This is a genomic window from Mariprofundus sp. EBB-1 (genome assembly GCF_003665155.1).
Lineage (GTDB): Bacteria > Pseudomonadota > Zetaproteobacteria > Mariprofundales > Mariprofundaceae > Mariprofundus.
On record NZ_RCFQ01000031.1, the window covers coordinates 17,918 to 35,452 of the forward strand.

General features: G+C 42.9%; 12 protein-coding genes and 1 tRNA gene. 11 read left to right on the top strand and 2 right to left on the bottom strand.

The window, feature by feature from the left end:
- Positions 1-29: 29 nt before the first annotated feature.
- Positions 30-1,298 (bottom strand): HlyC/CorC family transporter, encoded by a 1,269-nt coding sequence (locus tag D8Y20_RS11295; RefSeq protein WP_121543808.1) that lies wholly within the window; start codon positions 1,296-1,298, stop codon positions 30-32.
- 45 nt (positions 1,299-1,343) lie between these two features.
- Positions 1,344-2,168, bottom strand: a complete 825-nt coding sequence (locus tag D8Y20_RS11300; protein WP_236075417.1) for an inner membrane protein YpjD — start codon at positions 2,166-2,168, stop codon at positions 1,344-1,346.
- Between the two features lie 170 nt (positions 2,169-2,338).
- Here D8Y20_RS11300 and ispD point away from each other — a divergent pair, with 170 nt between their 5' ends.
- The 11 genes from ispD (at position 2,339) to D8Y20_RS11365 (ending at position 17,061) form a co-directional block, all read left to right on the top strand.
- Positions 2,339-3,037 carry a 2-C-methyl-D-erythritol 4-phosphate cytidylyltransferase gene (gene ispD / locus D8Y20_RS11305; RefSeq protein WP_236075418.1) on the top strand — a complete coding sequence of 233 codons (699 nt, stop codon included), beginning with the start codon at positions 2,339-2,341 and terminating at the stop codon, positions 3,035-3,037.
- Positions 3,038-3,045: 8 nt separating this feature from the next.
- Positions 3,046-3,525 carry a 2-C-methyl-D-erythritol 2,4-cyclodiphosphate synthase gene (ispF, locus tag D8Y20_RS11310; protein ID WP_236075419.1) on the top strand — a complete coding sequence of 160 codons (480 nt, stop codon included), beginning with the start codon at positions 3,046-3,048 and terminating at the stop codon, positions 3,523-3,525.
- A 265-nt stretch (positions 3,526-3,790) separates the two neighbouring features.
- Positions 3,791-4,477: a cell division ATP-binding protein FtsE gene (locus D8Y20_RS11315; RefSeq protein ID WP_121543812.1), complete on the top strand. Its 687-nt coding sequence runs from the start codon at positions 3,791-3,793 to the stop codon at positions 4,475-4,477.
- The gene (locus D8Y20_RS11320; protein WP_121543814.1) at positions 4,474-5,367 is read left to right on the top strand and encodes an ABC transporter permease; all 894 of its coding nucleotides are present in this window, start codon (positions 4,474-4,476) and stop codon (positions 5,365-5,367) included. Before D8Y20_RS11315 ends, D8Y20_RS11320 begins: the two co-directional genes overlap by 4 nt.
- 43 nt (positions 5,368-5,410) lie before the next feature.
- Positions 5,411-5,484, top strand: a tRNA-Gln gene (locus D8Y20_RS11325).
- 910 nt (positions 5,485-6,394) lie between these two features.
- Positions 6,395-7,711, top strand: a complete 1,317-nt coding sequence (locus tag D8Y20_RS11335; RefSeq protein ID WP_121543818.1) for a replication endonuclease — start codon at positions 6,395-6,397, stop codon at positions 7,709-7,711.
- A 229-nt stretch (positions 7,712-7,940) separates the two neighbouring features.
- The gene (locus D8Y20_RS11345) at positions 7,941-9,446 is read left to right on the top strand and encodes a class I SAM-dependent DNA methyltransferase (RefSeq protein ID WP_121543822.1); all 1,506 of its coding nucleotides are present in this window, start codon (positions 7,941-7,943) and stop codon (positions 9,444-9,446) included.
- Positions 9,447-9,594: 148 nt separating this feature from the next.
- The gene (locus D8Y20_RS11350; RefSeq protein ID WP_121543824.1) at positions 9,595-10,476 is read left to right on the top strand and encodes an ORF6N domain-containing protein; all 882 of its coding nucleotides are present in this window, start codon (positions 9,595-9,597) and stop codon (positions 10,474-10,476) included.
- Complete coding sequence (locus tag D8Y20_RS11355; protein WP_121543826.1) at positions 10,469-11,764, top strand: restriction endonuclease subunit S; 1,296 nt, start codon at positions 10,469-10,471, stop codon at positions 11,762-11,764. The genes D8Y20_RS11350 and D8Y20_RS11355 overlap by 8 nt, the downstream gene beginning before the upstream one ends.
- On the top strand, positions 11,761-13,869 hold the full coding sequence (locus D8Y20_RS11360) for a hypothetical protein (protein WP_121543828.1): 2,109 nt from the start codon (positions 11,761-11,763) through the stop codon (positions 13,867-13,869). Before D8Y20_RS11355 ends, D8Y20_RS11360 begins: the two co-directional genes overlap by 4 nt.
- A 12-nt stretch (positions 13,870-13,881) precedes the next feature.
- Entirely contained in the window at positions 13,882-17,061 is a 3,180-nt protein-coding gene (locus tag D8Y20_RS11365) for a type I restriction endonuclease subunit R (RefSeq protein WP_121543830.1), read from the top strand.
- Positions 17,062-17,535: the final 474 nt, after the last annotated feature.

The following is a 17,535-nucleotide window of genomic DNA, read 5'->3' on the forward strand; positions in this document are numbered from 1 at the left end:
CTGGGGTGTTGCGGTGAAAGCCTCTTGTTCTATTGCTCTTTTGTGGCGGGAGTAAGGCGAACGCGCTGGATCCAATTGCGACGTACGCTTAATACTTCAACATTGATGTCGTTGATGGTCAGGCAGAGGCGACCTTCAGGAATGTCGCCCAGAATATCGACAATAAGCCCGCCGATGGTGGTGGCACTCTCTTCAGGTAGATCGACATCCATGGCTTGATTGATATCGTGCAGAGCCACGGTTGCAGCTGTCACAAGCGATCCATCCGGTTGCGGCCACATTTCTAGCTGCGGCAGGATGTCGGACTCGTCATGAATTTCCCCAACAATTTCCTCAATAATATCTTCCAGCGTGACTAAACCTTCGATATCGCCAAACTCATCAACAATGATAGCCATGTGCTGGTGGTTGCTTTGAAAGTCGAATAGTTGAGCCAGCGCATTTTTGGTGGTGGGTATATAACTCAGGTTCTTCCAGATAATGGCATTCGAAAGCTGCATGGCTGGATATTTGAGTTTAAGCAGATCTCTTATATGGACAACGCCAATAAGATTATCCGGTTCATTCAGAAATACCGGATACCGCGAGTGGGGTTCTTTGAGCACTAACTTCAGGCAGGCAGCAACAGAGAGGGAGCCATCAAGCATGCGGATCTGTTTGCGCGGTGTCATCAGTGCTTTTACAGCCACTTCATGCAAGGTCAAACTGTTGGTTAGCATCTGTTCGCGGGCTTGATCCAGTAAGCCAGACTCAGCACTGATATCAATCATGCTGGCCAACTCTTTGTGCGTTAACGGTGTTTCTGTCTGTTCCGGGATACGTAGTAACTGTTTGAGGCTGGCGATAATGGCCATTAACAGTGTGATTAATGGAGAGGTTAGCGTTTGTATGCTGCTCATTGGCCCGGCTACTTTGCAGGCGATGCTTTCAGCGTGAGCTACAGCGATGGTTTTGGGCAGTATCTCTGCGAAGACCAGTACCACGACAGTCATCGCCATTGTGGCATAGATGATGCCAGCCTCACCATATTCTGAGATGAAGAGTGTGGTAGCAAGGGCAGAAGCTGCAATGTTGACGAAGTTGTTACCGAGTAAAATGGTTGAAAGCATGCGCTCAGGTTGATCAAGGAGTGCTTCTGCTTTTTCTGCCCCTGCATCACCTTGTTCACGACGCAGACGTAACAGTGCGCGGCGAGCTCTGGTCAGGGCTGTTTCTGATCCTGAAAAGAAAGCCGAAAGTAGAAGCAGAAAAACAAGCGTGCCCATGGCCAATGAGACGGGGAACCCCTCAATGTTCATGTGAAGATCCGTAGTTGCTCATGCGTTTGTGAATCTATCCGGCACTCAGCCTTGTAGGGAATGAATCAGTTCGACACCAAAATACGATGCCAATAGTAGTGCAAAAGCCGTTAACACAGTTTGGCTGGCAACGCGTGTCGGCCAGCTGGCTTGCTGATGTTTGATTTGTAAGAGGATCAGAATGCCAAGAGAGAATAGAGCCAGTAATACCTTGTGATTGAATAGTGCAAAGTGATGTAGTTCAACCCATTGCCAGGCCAGGCCGGTCAAAACACTGATGCCAATCAGGACTGTGGCAGCTTTTACTTGCGCAAACATGTGGCGCTCAATATCCATCAGTGCTGGTAGTGCCTGTACAAAGGTGGACAGCTGTTTTTTCTTCAGCGCGCGATCCAGCAGTAGTTGCATCACTGCATGAATCGCAGCCAGTGTCAGAATGGCATAAGCGCCCATGGAAAGTAGCAGATGACTGGTTTCAAGTAAGGATGACGTATGTACCCAGTTAGCGACATGGGCATCGGGCAATATTGGAATCAGGAACAGCGGCAGAGCCGTGACAGGTAGCAGAAATAGCCCCAGCCCTTGAATGCCATGGCGCAGAATACCAATGGTATAAATCAGATGAACCATCAGTGTTAATACTGCTGCACCGGTCGCGAGATTGAAGTTAATACCTTCGGCAGTTACTGAGTTGAGCAGGTGAATAGCCCAGATGTTCAGGATAATGGCAACAGATAACAGGCCGGCAATGCTATTGGCAGAACCTTGGGCTGGTTTGTTGCGACTCTGCAGGGCATTGCGCCAGATGATGACCGAGCCCAATAGTGAGAGCAGGCCTGCCGCAAAAAACAAAATGGATGAAGTCATCATTATATGGCGTCCTTAAATAGGGAAGGGGTGATTTGAGTGTGTAGCATCGTTACATAATTCAACATGATGGCTGGATTATTTCCGATGTGTCGCCGCAGTGCAATGGTCGGCGACAGACAGATGCTTTTTGTACCATTGACCATATCATGCAAACGGACACAATCAGCACTATGAGAATAGGCATTTTATTGTTGGCCGCAGGCAGCGGTAGCCGTTTTGGTGGTGATATCCCTAAACAATATGTGGAAGTTGCAGGGCAGGCGATTATCTTACATACGCTGGCATCGCTGGCAGCAGAATCGCGCATTGCTGTGGTTCAGCCGGTACTTGCTGCAGGTGATGAGCATTTTGCAGCGTTGGTGGAAGATAAGCATTATCCGTTTGAACTCCTGCCTGCTGTGAGTGGAGGAGCCGAGCGTTCGCTTTCGATGCAGCGCGGCTTAGATGCTCTACCTCAGGATGTTGAGCTGGTGGCGGTTCACGATGCAGCCAGACCCTTGCCATCTCGGGCTTTGTTGGCCGATGTGCTGGATGTGGCTGAACGCTATGGCGCTGCTGTACCCGGTGTTGCCGTGGTAGATACCATCAAGCGTATTGATGCCAATGGTAAAGTGTTACAGACCTTGCAACGCAATACGTTGCGTGCAGTGCAAACGCCTCAGGTGGCGCGGCGTGTCTGGTTTGAGCAGGCGTTGCAGCAAGAGACTGGTTCGCTGCACAAGCATACCGATGATGCCTCATTGCTTGAAGCTGCGGGTTTCGATGTTTATATGAGTCGGGGTGATAGCAGAAATCGTAAGATTACGACGATAGAAGATTTGAACTGGCTGGAATCAGAATTACAAGATGACGGTGGGGTGACACGATGACATTGAACATTCGCGTAGGGCATGGTTATGACGTGCATGCTTTTGCCGATGACAGAGCGTTGATGTTAGGCGGTGTTGAAATACCTTATGAGCGTGGTCTGGCAGGGCATTCCGATGCAGATGTCCTGATTCATGCTCTTTGTGATGCTCTGTTGGGTGCGGTGGCCCTCAATGATATCGGCCACCATTTCCCCGATCATGATCCGCAATATAAAAACAGAGATAGTACGCTTTTTTTGCGTCATACGGTTCAACTGCTCAAGCATAAAGGTTGGTGTGTGGGCAATGTGGACTGCACTATCATGGCGCAGGAGCCCAAAATCGGGCCTTATGTGACAGCCATGCAACAGCGTTTGGCAGCGTTGTTATTGGTGGATCAGGATGCTGTGAATATCAAGGCGACTACTACAGAGCGCTTGGGTTTCGTCGGGCGGGTAGAAGGCATTGCGGCAGAAGCAGTGGTGTTGGTGACACGTATCCCCGAGTAATAAGAGCTGAGCGGTGTTTTGTGGGGCTTTATTTTTACCAGGAGCCTGTCGGGGCGACTTTTTATACAACGCGTTCTTCTGCGCTAAGGTGATGCGAGCTTACGCAAGATCAGGTGAGTCGCGAAGTGAGGGCGTATTCTTCGGGGCAACGCTGCAGTGGAAATGCTCGATAATGATAGCGAAAAACAATTTCATTATGCGCTATCCTGTGTTTGAAGTGTTCATCTAATGACAGCGCGGCTTCGCACAGCTACCGTTTGGGTCTATGTCCATTGATCAAACCAAATCTCAAATTCAGATGCAGCAGCTGATGGTGCGCTACCCTACCGGTAAGGTTGCGCTCTCCGGGGTGACGCTGGATATTAAGCAGGGACAGTTTGTTTACCTGGTTGGTGAGAGTGGAGCTGGTAAATCCTCTCTGTTGCGCACGTTTTATGGCGGTATTCGCCCAAGTTCGGGCACCTTAATGGTGCAGGGAACAGATATGCGTCAGGCTGGTGAAACAAAAATACGCGATTTAAGGCGGCATACAGGCATTATTTTTCAGGATCATCGATTACTGTTTTCGCGCACTGTATTTGAAAATGTGGCGTTACCATTGCGTGTGCAAGGCTGGAAAACGGAACGTTTAATTCCGCGTGTACGTAAGGTGTTGAGTTATGTGGGATTGGGTGATCGCTTGTGGTCATATCCTGAAGCGCTCTCTGGTGGAGAACAACAGCGTGTCGCTATTGCACGGGCCATGACTGCTAAACCAGCAATTATTCTGGCTGATGAGCCAACGGGCAATCTGGATGTTGATACCGCACGGCGGGTATTGGACTATTTGATGGATCTGAATCGTCAGGGTGCCACTGTTATTATGGCAACGCATGATCTACACCTGTTGGAATCTCATCCGGGTCGAGTGATTCAGTTGCATGCCGGCTCGCTGGCCAGAGTCGAACCATGAATCAGCGCAACAGTGCAGTTATTCCTGATAAAGTGAATCCGAGATTACCCGGAGGCTTTAATTTGCCTCCATTCGGTATTCAACAGATATTGGCATTGATGATCGTATGTATTGCTTTATGGGCTGTCGGTGTGATTTGGCTCGGGATGCAGGGCGCATCCCAGTGGGTAGGAAGTTGGCAGGATGAAATTCGTATCCATGTGTATCTGCATAGTAAAGATACTGATAAAGCCACCGCACTTAAACAAAAATTAGAGCTCGTTGAGAAAGTCGAATCGGTGCGACAGGTCTCTGCACAAGAGGCTGCAGCCTGGATGCAGGGCTGGTTAAGTGATGCGCGTATGAATCAGCAGGAATTGGCTGATCATTTGCCGGTAAGTTTTGAAATTTCTCTGGCTGAGGGAGCATCTGAATTTCTATTTTCTGATATTCGAGACGCAGCCACGCAATTTGGTGCGGTTGTAAATGAGGATGAAGTGAATCTGGCCCAGGCTCATCAATGGATTTCTCAAGCGGGATATTTAGCAGGTTTTGCATCATTGATTTTGGCCTTGGCGATGGCGCTTATTATATCGAATACGCTACGCATGACGTTGTTGGCCAGGTCAGATGAAATTCATTTGATGCGTTTGATGGGCGCACAGGAATGGTTTGTACGCATGCCATTTATTCTTGAAGGCATGGTGCTGGGCGCAGGTGCCGGTATTGCAGCCTGGGTGTTGCTTTGGCCTGTGGTGATTGGAACAGGAGATTGGTTGTACACCATGCAGATTGATCTTAATAGTTGGGCTATGTTGTTGCCGTTATTATTTGGTGGAGGCCTTGTTGGTACTGTAGGAGCATTCATTGCAACGGCGAAAGTTTCATCAGGAGATATACCAAGTAATTGACGAACAATATCAACCGCATTATTGTGCGCGCCATCGGAAGAGATGGGGGATCGTCTAATGGTAGGACAGCGGTCTCTGACACCGTCAATCGTGGTTCGAATCCACGTCCCCCAGCCATTTTAAAAGCTATATATAGCAACAAATAATAAGAGTCTTCGAGGAATCGGAGGCTCTTTTTTTATGGTTTGGTTTGCAGTTTGGTTTGCGTAAATTAAAAGCATTGTATTTGAATGGCAATTTATCACTCTGCCGACTATGAGGTGGGAGTATTATACAAGCTATGGGTTCTAAAAGGTTTTTCTTGCAATTCCCGCAGAATCCCGTATAGTGTTTTGCATTGGCTGTATGGTTCTTACAGGAAGAGCCTCTGAAACCCCTACCAGTATATATGGGTGAAGTAGTAACGTGATGATAGCTACTTCTACAGTGTGGCGCTGCAAAGCGGGCTGAGGCTGTGAAAGCACACTTAAAGTAAGCACACTAAATAAGAAAGCCTTCGAAGAGAAAATCGAAGGACATCATTAAAAGCCTGTAGTCGCATCAAGCGGGGCTTTCCGAATTTGGAAACATGTCATACTCTATTAACGAGTCTTTTCATGCTCCATCATTCAACACAACCATTTTATACACATGAATACATAGCTGACATCATTGGCAAAAAAGCAAAGACATTGCTTAATGTCATAACGTCGAAAAAACCAGAAGACAATCGCAGAAAGAAACTATTGCCACCATTTATCAAAATTGCAGGCAAATTCGTAGTTTCTGCTACTGACTTGGCTGCATGGTTGCAGCAACAGCCTGTTGTCGCTGGCGCTATCGAAGCCCCTGCTCGTAATAGCAGGGGCGGCAGGCCAAGGAATACACCCACTAATTACAAATAATAACAGAGAGCAAAACTGCTCTCTGTTTCCAGCCTGCCTTATAAACAGTTTATTAATATTTTATTTGAACAGAAAGTGATGTTTATTTAGCGCAATGTAATGGTTATGGGTCAAGCGGTTTTGCTTTCTCTTCGGAGAAGGACATGGCTAATAAAAGCACCACCAAAAATACAATTGAAAGGCACACAGGCCATCCTGAGCCTCTTCTTGGGTTATCAGGCAGGGAATTACAGGAAATGGCTTTGCAGCAGGCTCAGCTTGGCACAAGCCTACGGTCTCAAGACCCTTCAGTTCACCTGCGTAAGTTGTACGAGCTTAAAAAAATCCAAGAAGAAACTGAATCGATAAAATTTAGGGCTGTGAAGAAATGGTGTTCATTGCGAACTCTTAAGGAAAGCCTGCAACAAAAAGAACGGTTCGATTCAATTAACTTAAATAAGTTTCTTATCGCCGATAGTGGTGATGGCATATCAATGAAAGATGTTGTTGATGAGTCAAAAGAGAATTTTGTATGGGAAGCTTTAGAGCGGGGTAATGCGCTCAATAAAATCCGTGAAGAAAAAAACTGGATAGCAGCTTCAGTAACTCTGACTTGCTGTGCTTTCATGCATCATTCAAGCAGGCGTTGGAATGGCAGTACCCCGATTGAACAACAAGAACATTTGCAGCGTTGTTGGGAGAAATTTCGTTCGGCACTATTAAAGCATGGCATAGTGGCTGGTGAAGACTGGCTCGCACTAAAAGGTGCGGAACCACATCAAGACGGAACTGTACACTGGCAGCTATGCATCGTTGCCAGCAAGGTACACATGAAGGTTATCTCAAAGTTATTAAAGAAATATTACCTTTATGACCATCACCCAAATGAATGGGGAGCTAAAAAGCGACGTGTTAAGATTAAGGTTGCAGAAAGTGGTGAAGATGCAAACAAGATTGCAAACTATGTTGCCAAGTATGCATTGATGAGCCACTTGCCTGAATTCATGCATAAAACTGAAGAGCATATTGATAATGCTCGAAGGTATGCTGCATGGCGGAAGAGATGGAAAATCAGAGGGTTTTCGTTCTGTGGATTGGCACCGGTAGGGCTTTGGCGTGAGTGTCGAAGCAGGCAGTTTGATTTAGACAACGAAATGGATTTGGTGAAGTACGCACAAGCAGGTGATTATTATGCATTCCATAATGAGTGGAAACATCTTGGTGGTCGTTCAGAAGTAAAGTCTATCCATATAGAGTACATCAATAAATACAGTGAGAAAATAAAGAAATGTATCGGTCATTTCATTAAGCATTCAGCCGAGGTTATTGCAGTAAAAGTCCGTAACGCAGTCATAAAAACTATTAATGCTGCAAAGACATTGGTTACACTTGTAGTAAATAAACCAAGTAGGCAAGAAGATTCAATTGAGGCTGTGATTTCACAGAAAGAATCGATTAATGACGATGAATTACCATTTTGATACCGAACTGACTGCTCTTAATCCAAATAGTTATTGTGCTGCCAGTTGGCGGCAGGAGTTGCTTTTGAAGAAAAACAGTATGGAAAACAGGGCTTTTCTATGGCGTGATAGGTTTTCTATGCGGCCATCACATGATGATGGGATTCTACAAATATTGATGAATGATTTATAAACAGCTAAAAAGAGCATATCGTAAAGCCACTTTTAACAAGTGTGGGATGGGGATTTAATGGCAACTGAAAACGGCAACTTTGAAGCAAGTCTGTTTAAGACGGCTGATAAGCTACGCAAGAATATTGATGCAGCAGAGTATAAAAATGTGGTTCTTGGCCTCATCTTCCTTAAATATATTTCTGATTCATTCCAAGAGCTGTATGAGCGATTGGAAGCAGATGAATACTCTGACCCTGAAGATAGGGATGAATACATTGCTGAGAACTGCTTCTTTGTGCCTGAAATCGCACGTTGGAAGAACTTGCAAGCCAAAGCCAAACTGCCGGAGATTGGTGTCGCTATTGATGATGCCATGAGCATCATTGAAAAAGAAAATGCGGAGCTGAAGCATGTTCTCCCCAAGGTGTTTGCCAAGCCGAACCTTGATAAAGCCTCTTTGGGTCAACTGATTGATGTTATTTCTGACATTGAGCTTAAGGCTGCCAATGAAAACTCCAAAGACCTGCTTGGTCGGGTGTACGAATATTTCTTGGGTGAGTTCGCCAACGCCGAAGGTAAGAAGGGCGGTCAGTTCTACACGCCAAAATCTATCGTAAAACTCATGGTTGAGATGATTGAGCCATACAAAGGCAGGGTCTATGACCCTGCATGCGGTAGTGGCGGCATGTTTGTCATGAGTGAAAAGTTTGTCGAAGAGCATCAAGGCAACATTCAGGACATTACGATTTACGGGCAGGAGTCTAACCAGACGACTTGGAAGCTCTCCAAAATGAATCTGGCTATCCGTAATGTGAACTCACAATTCGTAGCATGGAATACTGAAGGTACTTTCTTAAAGGATATGAACCCTGATTTAAAAGCGGATTACATCCTTGCCAATCCACCATTCAACCAATCGGAGTGGGGTCAGGATATTTTGCAGGAAGATGGACGCTGGAAATATGGTGTTCCACCTGCTGGCAATGCCAACTTCGCATGGATGCAGCACATGCTTTATCACTTGGCACCTAATGGCGTGATGGCAACGGTATTGGCAAATGGCTCTCTAAGCTCCAACACATCGGGTGAAGGCGATATTCGCCAAGCCATTGTGAAAGCCGACTTGGTTGATTGCATCGTGGCTCTGCCAAAACAGCTTTTTTATAACACAGGTATTCCAGCAACAATCTGGATTCTACGCCGAGGAAAAGAAGTTCGCCGTGGTGAGACCTTATTCATTGATGCTTCAGAAATGGGCTTTATGAAAGACAGGGTTCACCGTGAGTTTGCCCCTGAAGATATCGAGACGATTGAGCAGGCTTACCATAGCTGGAGAAAGAGTGATGGCTATGAGGATGTTAAAGGTTTCTGCAAGTCTGCAACGCTTGCCGATATCGAGAAACATAGCTTTGTGCTTACGGCAGGGCGATATGTAGGCATTCCTGATGAAGAGGATGATGGTATCCCTTTCGAAGATAAGATGAGGGATTTAACAACCACTCTTGCTGCCCAAATGCAGAAAGAGAAAGAACTGGATGAGCAAATCAAAACGCAACTTGCCAAGATTGGATTTGAGCTATGAATAATAGGTTAACTCTTTCAAGCGTTGAACTGGTCACAAATTGTGACCGGTTCAACAGCGTGATGGATTGGAAATCACATCTTATTATATCCAATGATAATAGTTTGTGGTCGCAATTTGCGACTGCAAGTGGCTATGGTGGTGTCTCATGAGCCATGAAGTGAGTATTATCAATAGCAATGAGCTTCAGAGTAAGATTTTCACTATCCGTGGCTTGCAGGTGATGATGGATAGCGATTTAGCAGAACTTTATGGAGTGGAAAACAAACGCCTTAATGAACAGGTGAAAAGAAATATAGAACGATTTCCTGAACAGTTTCGTTTTCAACTTACCCAAGAGGAGCTTGAAAACTTGAAGTCGCAATTTGCGACCTCAAGTGCGCATGGTGGGCGTAGAACTCTACCCTATGTGTTCACAGAACAAGGCGTGTCTATGCTTTCGGCAGTGCTGCGGAGTGACACAGCCATCAATGTCAGTATTCAAATCATGGATGCGTTTGTCGGTATGCGGAAATTCATCTCCAACAATGCTGTAATTTTCCAACGCTTGGACAGTATAGAGCAGAAGCAACATATCACTGACACCAAACTGGATAAGGTCTTTGAGGCCATCGAGGCGAAGGATATCAAACCTGAGCAAGGTATCTTTTATAATGGGGAAGTTTTTGACGCCTATGTGTTCGCGGCCGATTTAATCAAGAGTGCCAAGAAGTCGATTGTATTGATTGATAACTATGTCGATGAAACTACGTTGACCCTGCTTACCAAACGTAATGCAGGTTGCACTGCCACCATTTATACGCATACCTTTGGACAGAAGTTACAACTCGATTTAGAAAAGCATAATGAACAATATCCAGCAATCACAATCAAAACATTCAAAAAATCCCATGACCGTTTTTTGATAATCGATGATAATGAAGTTTATCATTTCGGTGCATCCCTCAAAGACTTGGGTAAGAAGTGGTTTGCATTCTCCAAATTTGATAAAGGGGCGTTGGAAGTGTTAGGGAAGTTAGGTCATGAGTAGTTTGCCTGAGGGGTGGATTAAAACTTCTCTTGGGGAAGTAACTTATTATGCCAGTGGAAAAATGCCTATCAGTGAAATTGATTTAGACAATTATATTTCAACTGAAAACTTGTTGGTAGATAAAATGGGAGTAACACAAGCTGCAGCCTTACCTAAGGTGTCTAAGGTCAATGCTTTTGATGTTGGCGATACTTTGTTTTCAAACATTAGAACATACTTCAAGAAGGTTTGGTACAGTAATAAAATTGGTGGCTCATCAAATGATGTTTTGGTGTTTCGGCCAATTGATAATGAGCAACTAAATAAAAAATATCTTTACTATCTGATTTCAAATGATGGATTTATTGAGTACACGGTCATTACCGCAAAAGGTACAAAAATGCCTCGTGGTGATAAGGATGCTATTAAACAATATCCGTTAAGACTTCCCACTCTTTCCGAACAAAAGGCCATTGCGGATATGCTGTCTTCTTTTGATGAAAAAATAGAGCTGCTGCGTGCGCAAAACAAAACATTGGAAACTCTTGCCCAAACGGTTTTTAAAGAGTGGTTTGTGAATTTCAATTATCCCGATGAGACTGGTGAGATGGTCGATTCCGAACTCGGCGAAATCCCCAAAGGCTGGCGGATAGGTTCTTTTGATGAGGTGATTGAATTCAGTAATGGTTATGCTTTTAAGTCAAAGGAGCTTATTAAAGAGCCTGCTAATAATAGCTTTGCTGTTTTTAAAATGGGGCATATTAAAAAAGGTGGTGGATTTAACCCATCAAAGACCAAAGATTACATAGCTAAAGAAAAATGCGTTAACCTATCAAGATTTGTTTTAAAGAAAGGTGATATTTTGATGTGCATGACCGATATGAAAGATAGCACATCTTTACTTGGTCATACGGCATTAATGTTTGATAATGAATATTATATAGTGAATCAACGAGTTGGCTTAATTCGAGCAAGAAATGAAGTAAATATTGACTACCCTTGGCTTTATATACTTACCAATAGCATTGATTTTATTTCTGACTTAAGGAAGAGAGCAAATAGTGGTGTACAGGTTAATTTATCTACTTCCGAGATTAAGAATAGCAGAGTTATCATTCCAAATATTCAAACTAATATTGAGTTTGATAAACTGGCTAAGCCGATATTTGAAAAAATACAAAACAATGCAGTGCAAATTCAAAGTCTTTCAAAGACCAGAGATGCTCTTTTGCCTAAATTGATGAATGGACATGTGCGAATTCATGAGTTCAGCAGAGAGGGCGCAAATGACCAGAGGATTGCACTATGACTCTTGATGTAAGAGGAAGTCTTAAAAACACTAAAATTAATCAAAATTATTATGTCGTGATTGATGAGCTTCTTTCTAATGCAATTGATTCATATCTTATACGAAAAGAAACAGATGCACATGTTTCTGGATTGAGGGTCAGTTTTCAGGTGGAGCTTTTTGAGAAAGAATTGTTCGATGAAGAGTTAGACCTGAAAATTACTTGTGTGGATAACGGCGCTGGTTTGGGCAACCAAGAGACGAAAGCTTTTGTCACAAAAGACACCTCTTACAAAGATGATTTGGCTATCACAGGAATTGGTAAATGTAAGGGGTCTGGTCGTGTGCAATTCTTCCATTATTTCAGCAAGTTGGAAATAGATAGCATATACAACTCAGATGGAATATTTAAACGGAGAACTTTAAGGGTTGATGATAGCATCAAAGAGATAAATGAAGGCTCCTTTATACTTGAGGATACCCTTGAAACTGATACGAAAACGAGAATAACACTCGATATTATAAAAGAAGAAATTTATAAAAAATGTTTTTTAAACATGGATTTAAAAGAGAAATTTTCTGCTGAATCATTAAGAAAATATGTGATGATATCTTTTCTTCAAAGGTTGGTTGGCCTAAAGCAGGTTCTCGGTGACTTTTGCATAGAATTTAAAACACTGTGCGGTGATAAAGAGGCCATTCAACAACTGCATCGAGAAGACCTTCCTGAGGTCACGACAAGGAAAGATGTTAATATTCCTTATAGCAGAGAAACGGAGTCGTTACTGTCTCCAGAGCTGTGTAAAATATCACATTACAAGCTAAATGAGTCTGATTATAAGCTGTCAGGAAGTACAATTGCCCTATGTGCAAAATCATCCATTGTAAAATTAATAACTAAAAATTATCTAAAGACTAAAACATTAGAAAACAACCCTATTAATGGATTTTATCATATCATTTTAATCGAAGGTGACTTCTTAGATAATCATGTGAATGAGCAACGTGATGATTTCAATTTACCTATAGATATTGAATCCACTGAATCTTTTTTAGAAAGGAGGATTTCATTTCAGGAAATATATGATGCTTTAGATGAAGATATAATGGCAATGCTGACACCTCCTGATTGGGATAAGCAGGGAATTATAAATACTGTTGGTAATAAGTATGGTATCTCATCCAGTATGATTACAGAAGTTAATGTGCGTGTTCACTATGGAGATACAGAAGAAGGTATAGTGCAGCGGGTTTTGAAGAAGTATCAAGATATAATTATTCAGGATACATCTGAAATATTTGATGTTCGGTCAGAGATTCTAAACTCCGACCCTAATAGTGATGAGTTTAGAGATAAGGTAAATGAGCTGGCTTGGAAATATACTTCTTCGCTAAAGAACATTGATATGGCGAATTTATCTCAAGTTGTTGTGCGCCGTACTGCGATTCTTGAGATATTATCATTGGCGATAAATAAGCGCTTAAATATTCAGAATGCTGATGATAAGAAACGACAGGAAAATGAAAAAATTATTCATAATATTTTCTTTCCTATGAGAAAAGATAGTGAAGAAATAAAAGACCATGATATTTGGATACTTAATGAAGAATATCATTACTATGACTATATCGCTTCAGACCAACTGTTATCTAAAATGTCATGGGATGGAAGTGAGAACCTGTTTGATAGTGATATTGATGATGAACTATCTAAAATCCTTCAAGAAAACTATGAGAATAATTCGGGGAAACGCCCTGATATAGCTATTTTCAATAATGAAGGCTCTGTGATAATTATTGAGTTTAAAGCACCGGATGTTGATATGGATAGGCATATTGGTGACTTGATGGAGTATGCTCAGTTATTGGCAGCTAAATCTAATGGCAAGTTGAAAAAGTTTTATGGGTACCTTATTGGTTCAAGTTTGAATCCAAATAGGTTGACGAACTATACACGTTTTCCGAATGGTCAAGGTTGGTTTAATACTTCCGGAGTTATAGAGCATTCTACAGGTCAAAGGGTGGGTGAACTTTATTCTGAAATACTGTTTTACGATGACATTGTTGACCGAGCAAATAAACGGCTGGATGTGTATAAAAAGCGTCTAAACTTGGATTTGGGCTAAATTGGTGTTTGCATGATAGACTTGAACGAAGATGCCATTGAGCAGAACCTAATCGACCTGTTACAACATCAGGGGTACACATATTTTAATGATTCAACCATTGCACCCAATAGCGACAACCCGCAACGTGATGCCTTTGATAGTGTTGTATTGGAAAAACAGTTTAATACTTCTCTGAGGAAGCTGAACCCTGACCTGCCTGAGCCAGCTTTGCATGAAGCCTTTCAGCATGTACTTCACCTTGGCTCAAATGACATCATGACCAACAATGAGAAATTCCACCAAATGCTTTGTGATGGTGTGACTGTTGAACATTTTCAGGATGGGCAGTCTGTTGGTTTGCAGGTGAAGCTGATTGATTTCGTAGACCTTCAAAATAATGACTTTTGGGCGGTGAATCAGTTTGTCATCAAAGAGAATAACCAGTCCAAGCGCTTGGATGTTATTCTGTTTGTGAATGGCCTTCCTTTGGTGGTGATTGAGCTTAAAAGCGCGACCAGTGAAAAGGCGACATTAGAACGAGCTTATACGCAGATTCAGAACTATAAGACGGCCATCCCCTCTATTTTCTTTTACAATGCGCTGAGTGTTATCTCAGATGGACTGGATGCACGAACCAGTACTTTGTCTGCTCCATATTCACGATACCTTGCATGGAAATCACCAACGAAAGAAGAGAATGGAATTTTGCCTGAATTACAAATTGTGGCAGAACAGATGTTTAAGCCTGATGTCTTATTGAAATTGATTCGTTTTAATACCGTTTTTGAATCTGAAGAAATCAAAGATGATAAAACTGGCATTTTATCACTGGTGAAGATTAAGAAGGTTGCTGCTTATCATCAGTATTATGTTGTTGAAAAGGCTGTGCAGTCTACTTTGCGAGCTATTAAAACGGTTGAAAGTGAAGCGCATGAAGACCCTGCCCACTATGGCTTGGCATCGGTTCAAGACCAGCCAGAGGGTGACCGTAAAATCGGTGTGGTCTGGCATACGCAAGGCAGTGGAAAATCACTTTCGATGGTGTTTTATGCGGGGCGCTTGGTCGTCGAGCCAGCTATGAAAAATCCGACCCTTGTTATTCTTACCGATAGAAATGATTTGGATGACCAGCTTTTTTCCACGTTTGGCAATTGCACATCACTTTTAAGGCAAACACCTGTTCAGGCAAATAATCGAGAACATTTAAAGGAGCTGTTGACCGTCACTGGTGGCGGCATTGTATTTACGACCATTCAGAAATTTTACCCTGAAGATGGTAGTGAAACATTTGATGCATTATCAGACCGAACCAATGTTGTGGTTGTAGCTGATGAAGCACACCGCAGCCAATATGGATTTACAGGCAAGGTCGATAAAGAAGGAAATATTAAATATGGCAATGCCAAACATTTAAGGGATGCCTTGCCTCACGCTTCGTTTATCGGCTTTACCGGAACACCGATTGAGAAAGAAGATAGGGATACACAGCAAGTCTTCGGTAACTATATTGATGTGTATGATATTGCTCAGGCAGTAAAAGATGGCGCTACTGTTCCACTCAGCTATGAAAGCAGGCTGGTGAAGATTCGATTCAATGATGAAGCCACTAAGAAGATTGATGCTTTAGTCGATAGCGTTGAAGGCGCAACGGATATTCAGCTTGAGAAATCCAAAAAGAAGAATGCACAAATCAATGCCATCGTAGGTCACCCTGACCGACTTGCAGATATTGCAAAAGATATAGTCAGTCATTTTGAAGCAAGGCAGGAGGTCTTTGAAGGCAAGGGTATGATTGTCTGCATGACACGCCAGATTGCAGTAGATTTGTATGAACAAATTGTTGCGCTGAAACCTGAATGGCATGATATCGACTTGAATAAAGGCGCAATCAAGGTGGTGATGACCAGCTCATCGGATGACCCTGCAAGCTTCCAGCCTCACCATACCAACAAGAAAGATAGAAAAGCTCTGGCAATCAGGCTTAAAGATGCACATGACCCGTTACAGTTGGTGATAGTACAATCCATGTGGCTGACAGGTTTTGATGCGCCACCACTGCATACACTTTATGTTGATAAGAAAATGCAGGGCGCTGGTTTGATGCAGGCCATTGCAAGGGTAAATAGAGTCTATAAAGATAAACCGCACGGCTTGATTGTTGACTATATTGGCATCGGCCAAGACTTACGCTCGGCAATGCAGGTATACGTTGATAGTGGTGGTCAGGGTGAAGTCGCTCCTGATATTAAAGAAGTCATTGCTGGCATGCTGGCAAAATTCGAAGTTGTTCAGCAGATGTTTCATGGTTTTGAATATCAGACATATTTTAAAGCTGAAACGGGCGAAAAATTGAAGGTGTTGCTTGCGGCTCAAAACTTCATCTTGAATGATGACAAGCTAAAAGACCGTTTCTTATCCGAGGTGACAGCACTCTCTAAATTGTATGTCATGGCTGTGCCAAGCTATGAATCAGAAACTATCAAAGATGATATGGCATTTTTCCAAGCGATAAAATCACGCATAAATAAGTTTACACCTACTGGCGGTAAAACAGATGCTCAAGTTGATTCAGCCATCAAGCAGATTGTGGATGATGCATTAAGCAGTGATGGGGTAGTTGATATCTTCGAAGCGGCTGGAATTAAAGCACCTTCACTGGATATTCTGTCTGAAGAGTTTTTGCTTGAAGTGAAAAATATGGTTCACAAGAACCTTGCCTTTGAGCTGCTTAGAAAGCTACTCAATGACGAGGTCAAAGTCAGAAAGCAGAAGAATATGACGCAGGGTAAAAAGTTTTCTGAGATGCTTTCATCTGTGATTAAACGCTATCACAACAATCAGATTGATACGGCTCAGGTTATTAAAGAACTCTCGGATATTGCCAGAGATATGAAGCTGGAAGATAGCAAGGCGCATGACTTAGGCTTAACGCCTGAGGAGTATGCTTTCTACTCTATCCTTGCTCAGAATGACTCCACCTCATTTTTAGAAGACCACAAGATGAAAGAGCTGATTCATTTGATTGTCGATATCATCAGGAAGAACGCTACTGTGGATTGGAATAAGCGTGACGATGTAAAAGCAAAGCTTCGGCTATTAGTTAAGAAAGTGCTGATGCGCTATGGCTATCCACCTGATTTAGCCAAGATGGAAGCCGACAGAGTGCTTGAGCAGAGTGATTTGTTGGCGAGTGAATTTTCAGCCAGCTAAAACCTCAGCTACTTTCCGCAGTCAAAACCTTTATGGCGTGATTGCTTTCAGAAATTATATGCAATATGAAAACCTGTGCTGTTAGTGATATACAGAAACAAGAACCTTGCATTAAATATACAAGTATATTATAATGTACTTATGTATTAGTGATTAGTGTGATTAATGCAGCAGATTTCTAATCCCACTCGGAAGACTGCCTTTTTATATTTATTTATTTGTTTATTAGCAAAATAGGTACTCACTACCTAATTATCTCGCCGTTGGCGATATATTTAGGCGTTCGCCCGAAGGGCTGTCCTGTTTACCTATTTCATATAACGGTAGAGGTATAAAAGTGTCTAACGAAACAGCAGGTACATTAAGAGCAAGGCAAGCAGCGAAAGATGCAAAGCGTGAAGAGCGAAAAGCAATTCGAAGTTCAATGAAAGCAGTAAAGAAAGCTTTCGCAGTTATGCGGGTAAAAAAACTTAA

Bases quoted from the DNA above. Each gene is read 5' to 3' on its own strand.
- D8Y20_RS11335 (WP_121543818.1), top strand. From the start codon at position 6,395: ATGGCTAATAAAAGCACCACCAAAAATACAATTGAAAGGCACACAGGC.
- D8Y20_RS11355 (WP_121543826.1), top strand. From the start codon at position 10,469: ATGAGTAGTTTGCCTGAGGGGTGGATTAAAACTTCTCTTGGGGAAGTA.
- D8Y20_RS11320 (WP_121543814.1), top strand. From the start codon at position 4,474: ATGAATCAGCGCAACAGTGCAGTTATTCCTGATAAAGTGAATCCGAGA.
- D8Y20_RS11365 (WP_121543830.1), top strand. From the start codon at position 13,882: ATGATAGACTTGAACGAAGATGCCATTGAGCAGAACCTAATCGACCTG.
- D8Y20_RS11315 (WP_121543812.1), top strand. From the start codon at position 3,791: ATGTCCATTGATCAAACCAAATCTCAAATTCAGATGCAGCAGCTGATG.
- D8Y20_RS11295 (WP_121543808.1), bottom strand. From the start codon at position 1,298: ATGAACATTGAGGGGTTCCCCGTCTCATTGGCCATGGGCACGCTTGTT.
- D8Y20_RS11300 (WP_236075417.1), bottom strand. From the start codon at position 2,168: ATGATGACTTCATCCATTTTGTTTTTTGCGGCAGGCCTGCTCTCACTA.
- D8Y20_RS11345 (WP_121543822.1), top strand. From the start codon at position 7,941: ATGGCAACTGAAAACGGCAACTTTGAAGCAAGTCTGTTTAAGACGGCT.
- D8Y20_RS11360 (WP_121543828.1), top strand. From the start codon at position 11,761: ATGACTCTTGATGTAAGAGGAAGTCTTAAAAACACTAAAATTAATCAA.
- ispD (WP_236075418.1), top strand. From the start codon at position 2,339: ATGAGAATAGGCATTTTATTGTTGGCCGCAGGCAGCGGTAGCCGTTTT.
- D8Y20_RS11350 (WP_121543824.1), top strand. From the start codon at position 9,595: ATGAGCCATGAAGTGAGTATTATCAATAGCAATGAGCTTCAGAGTAAG.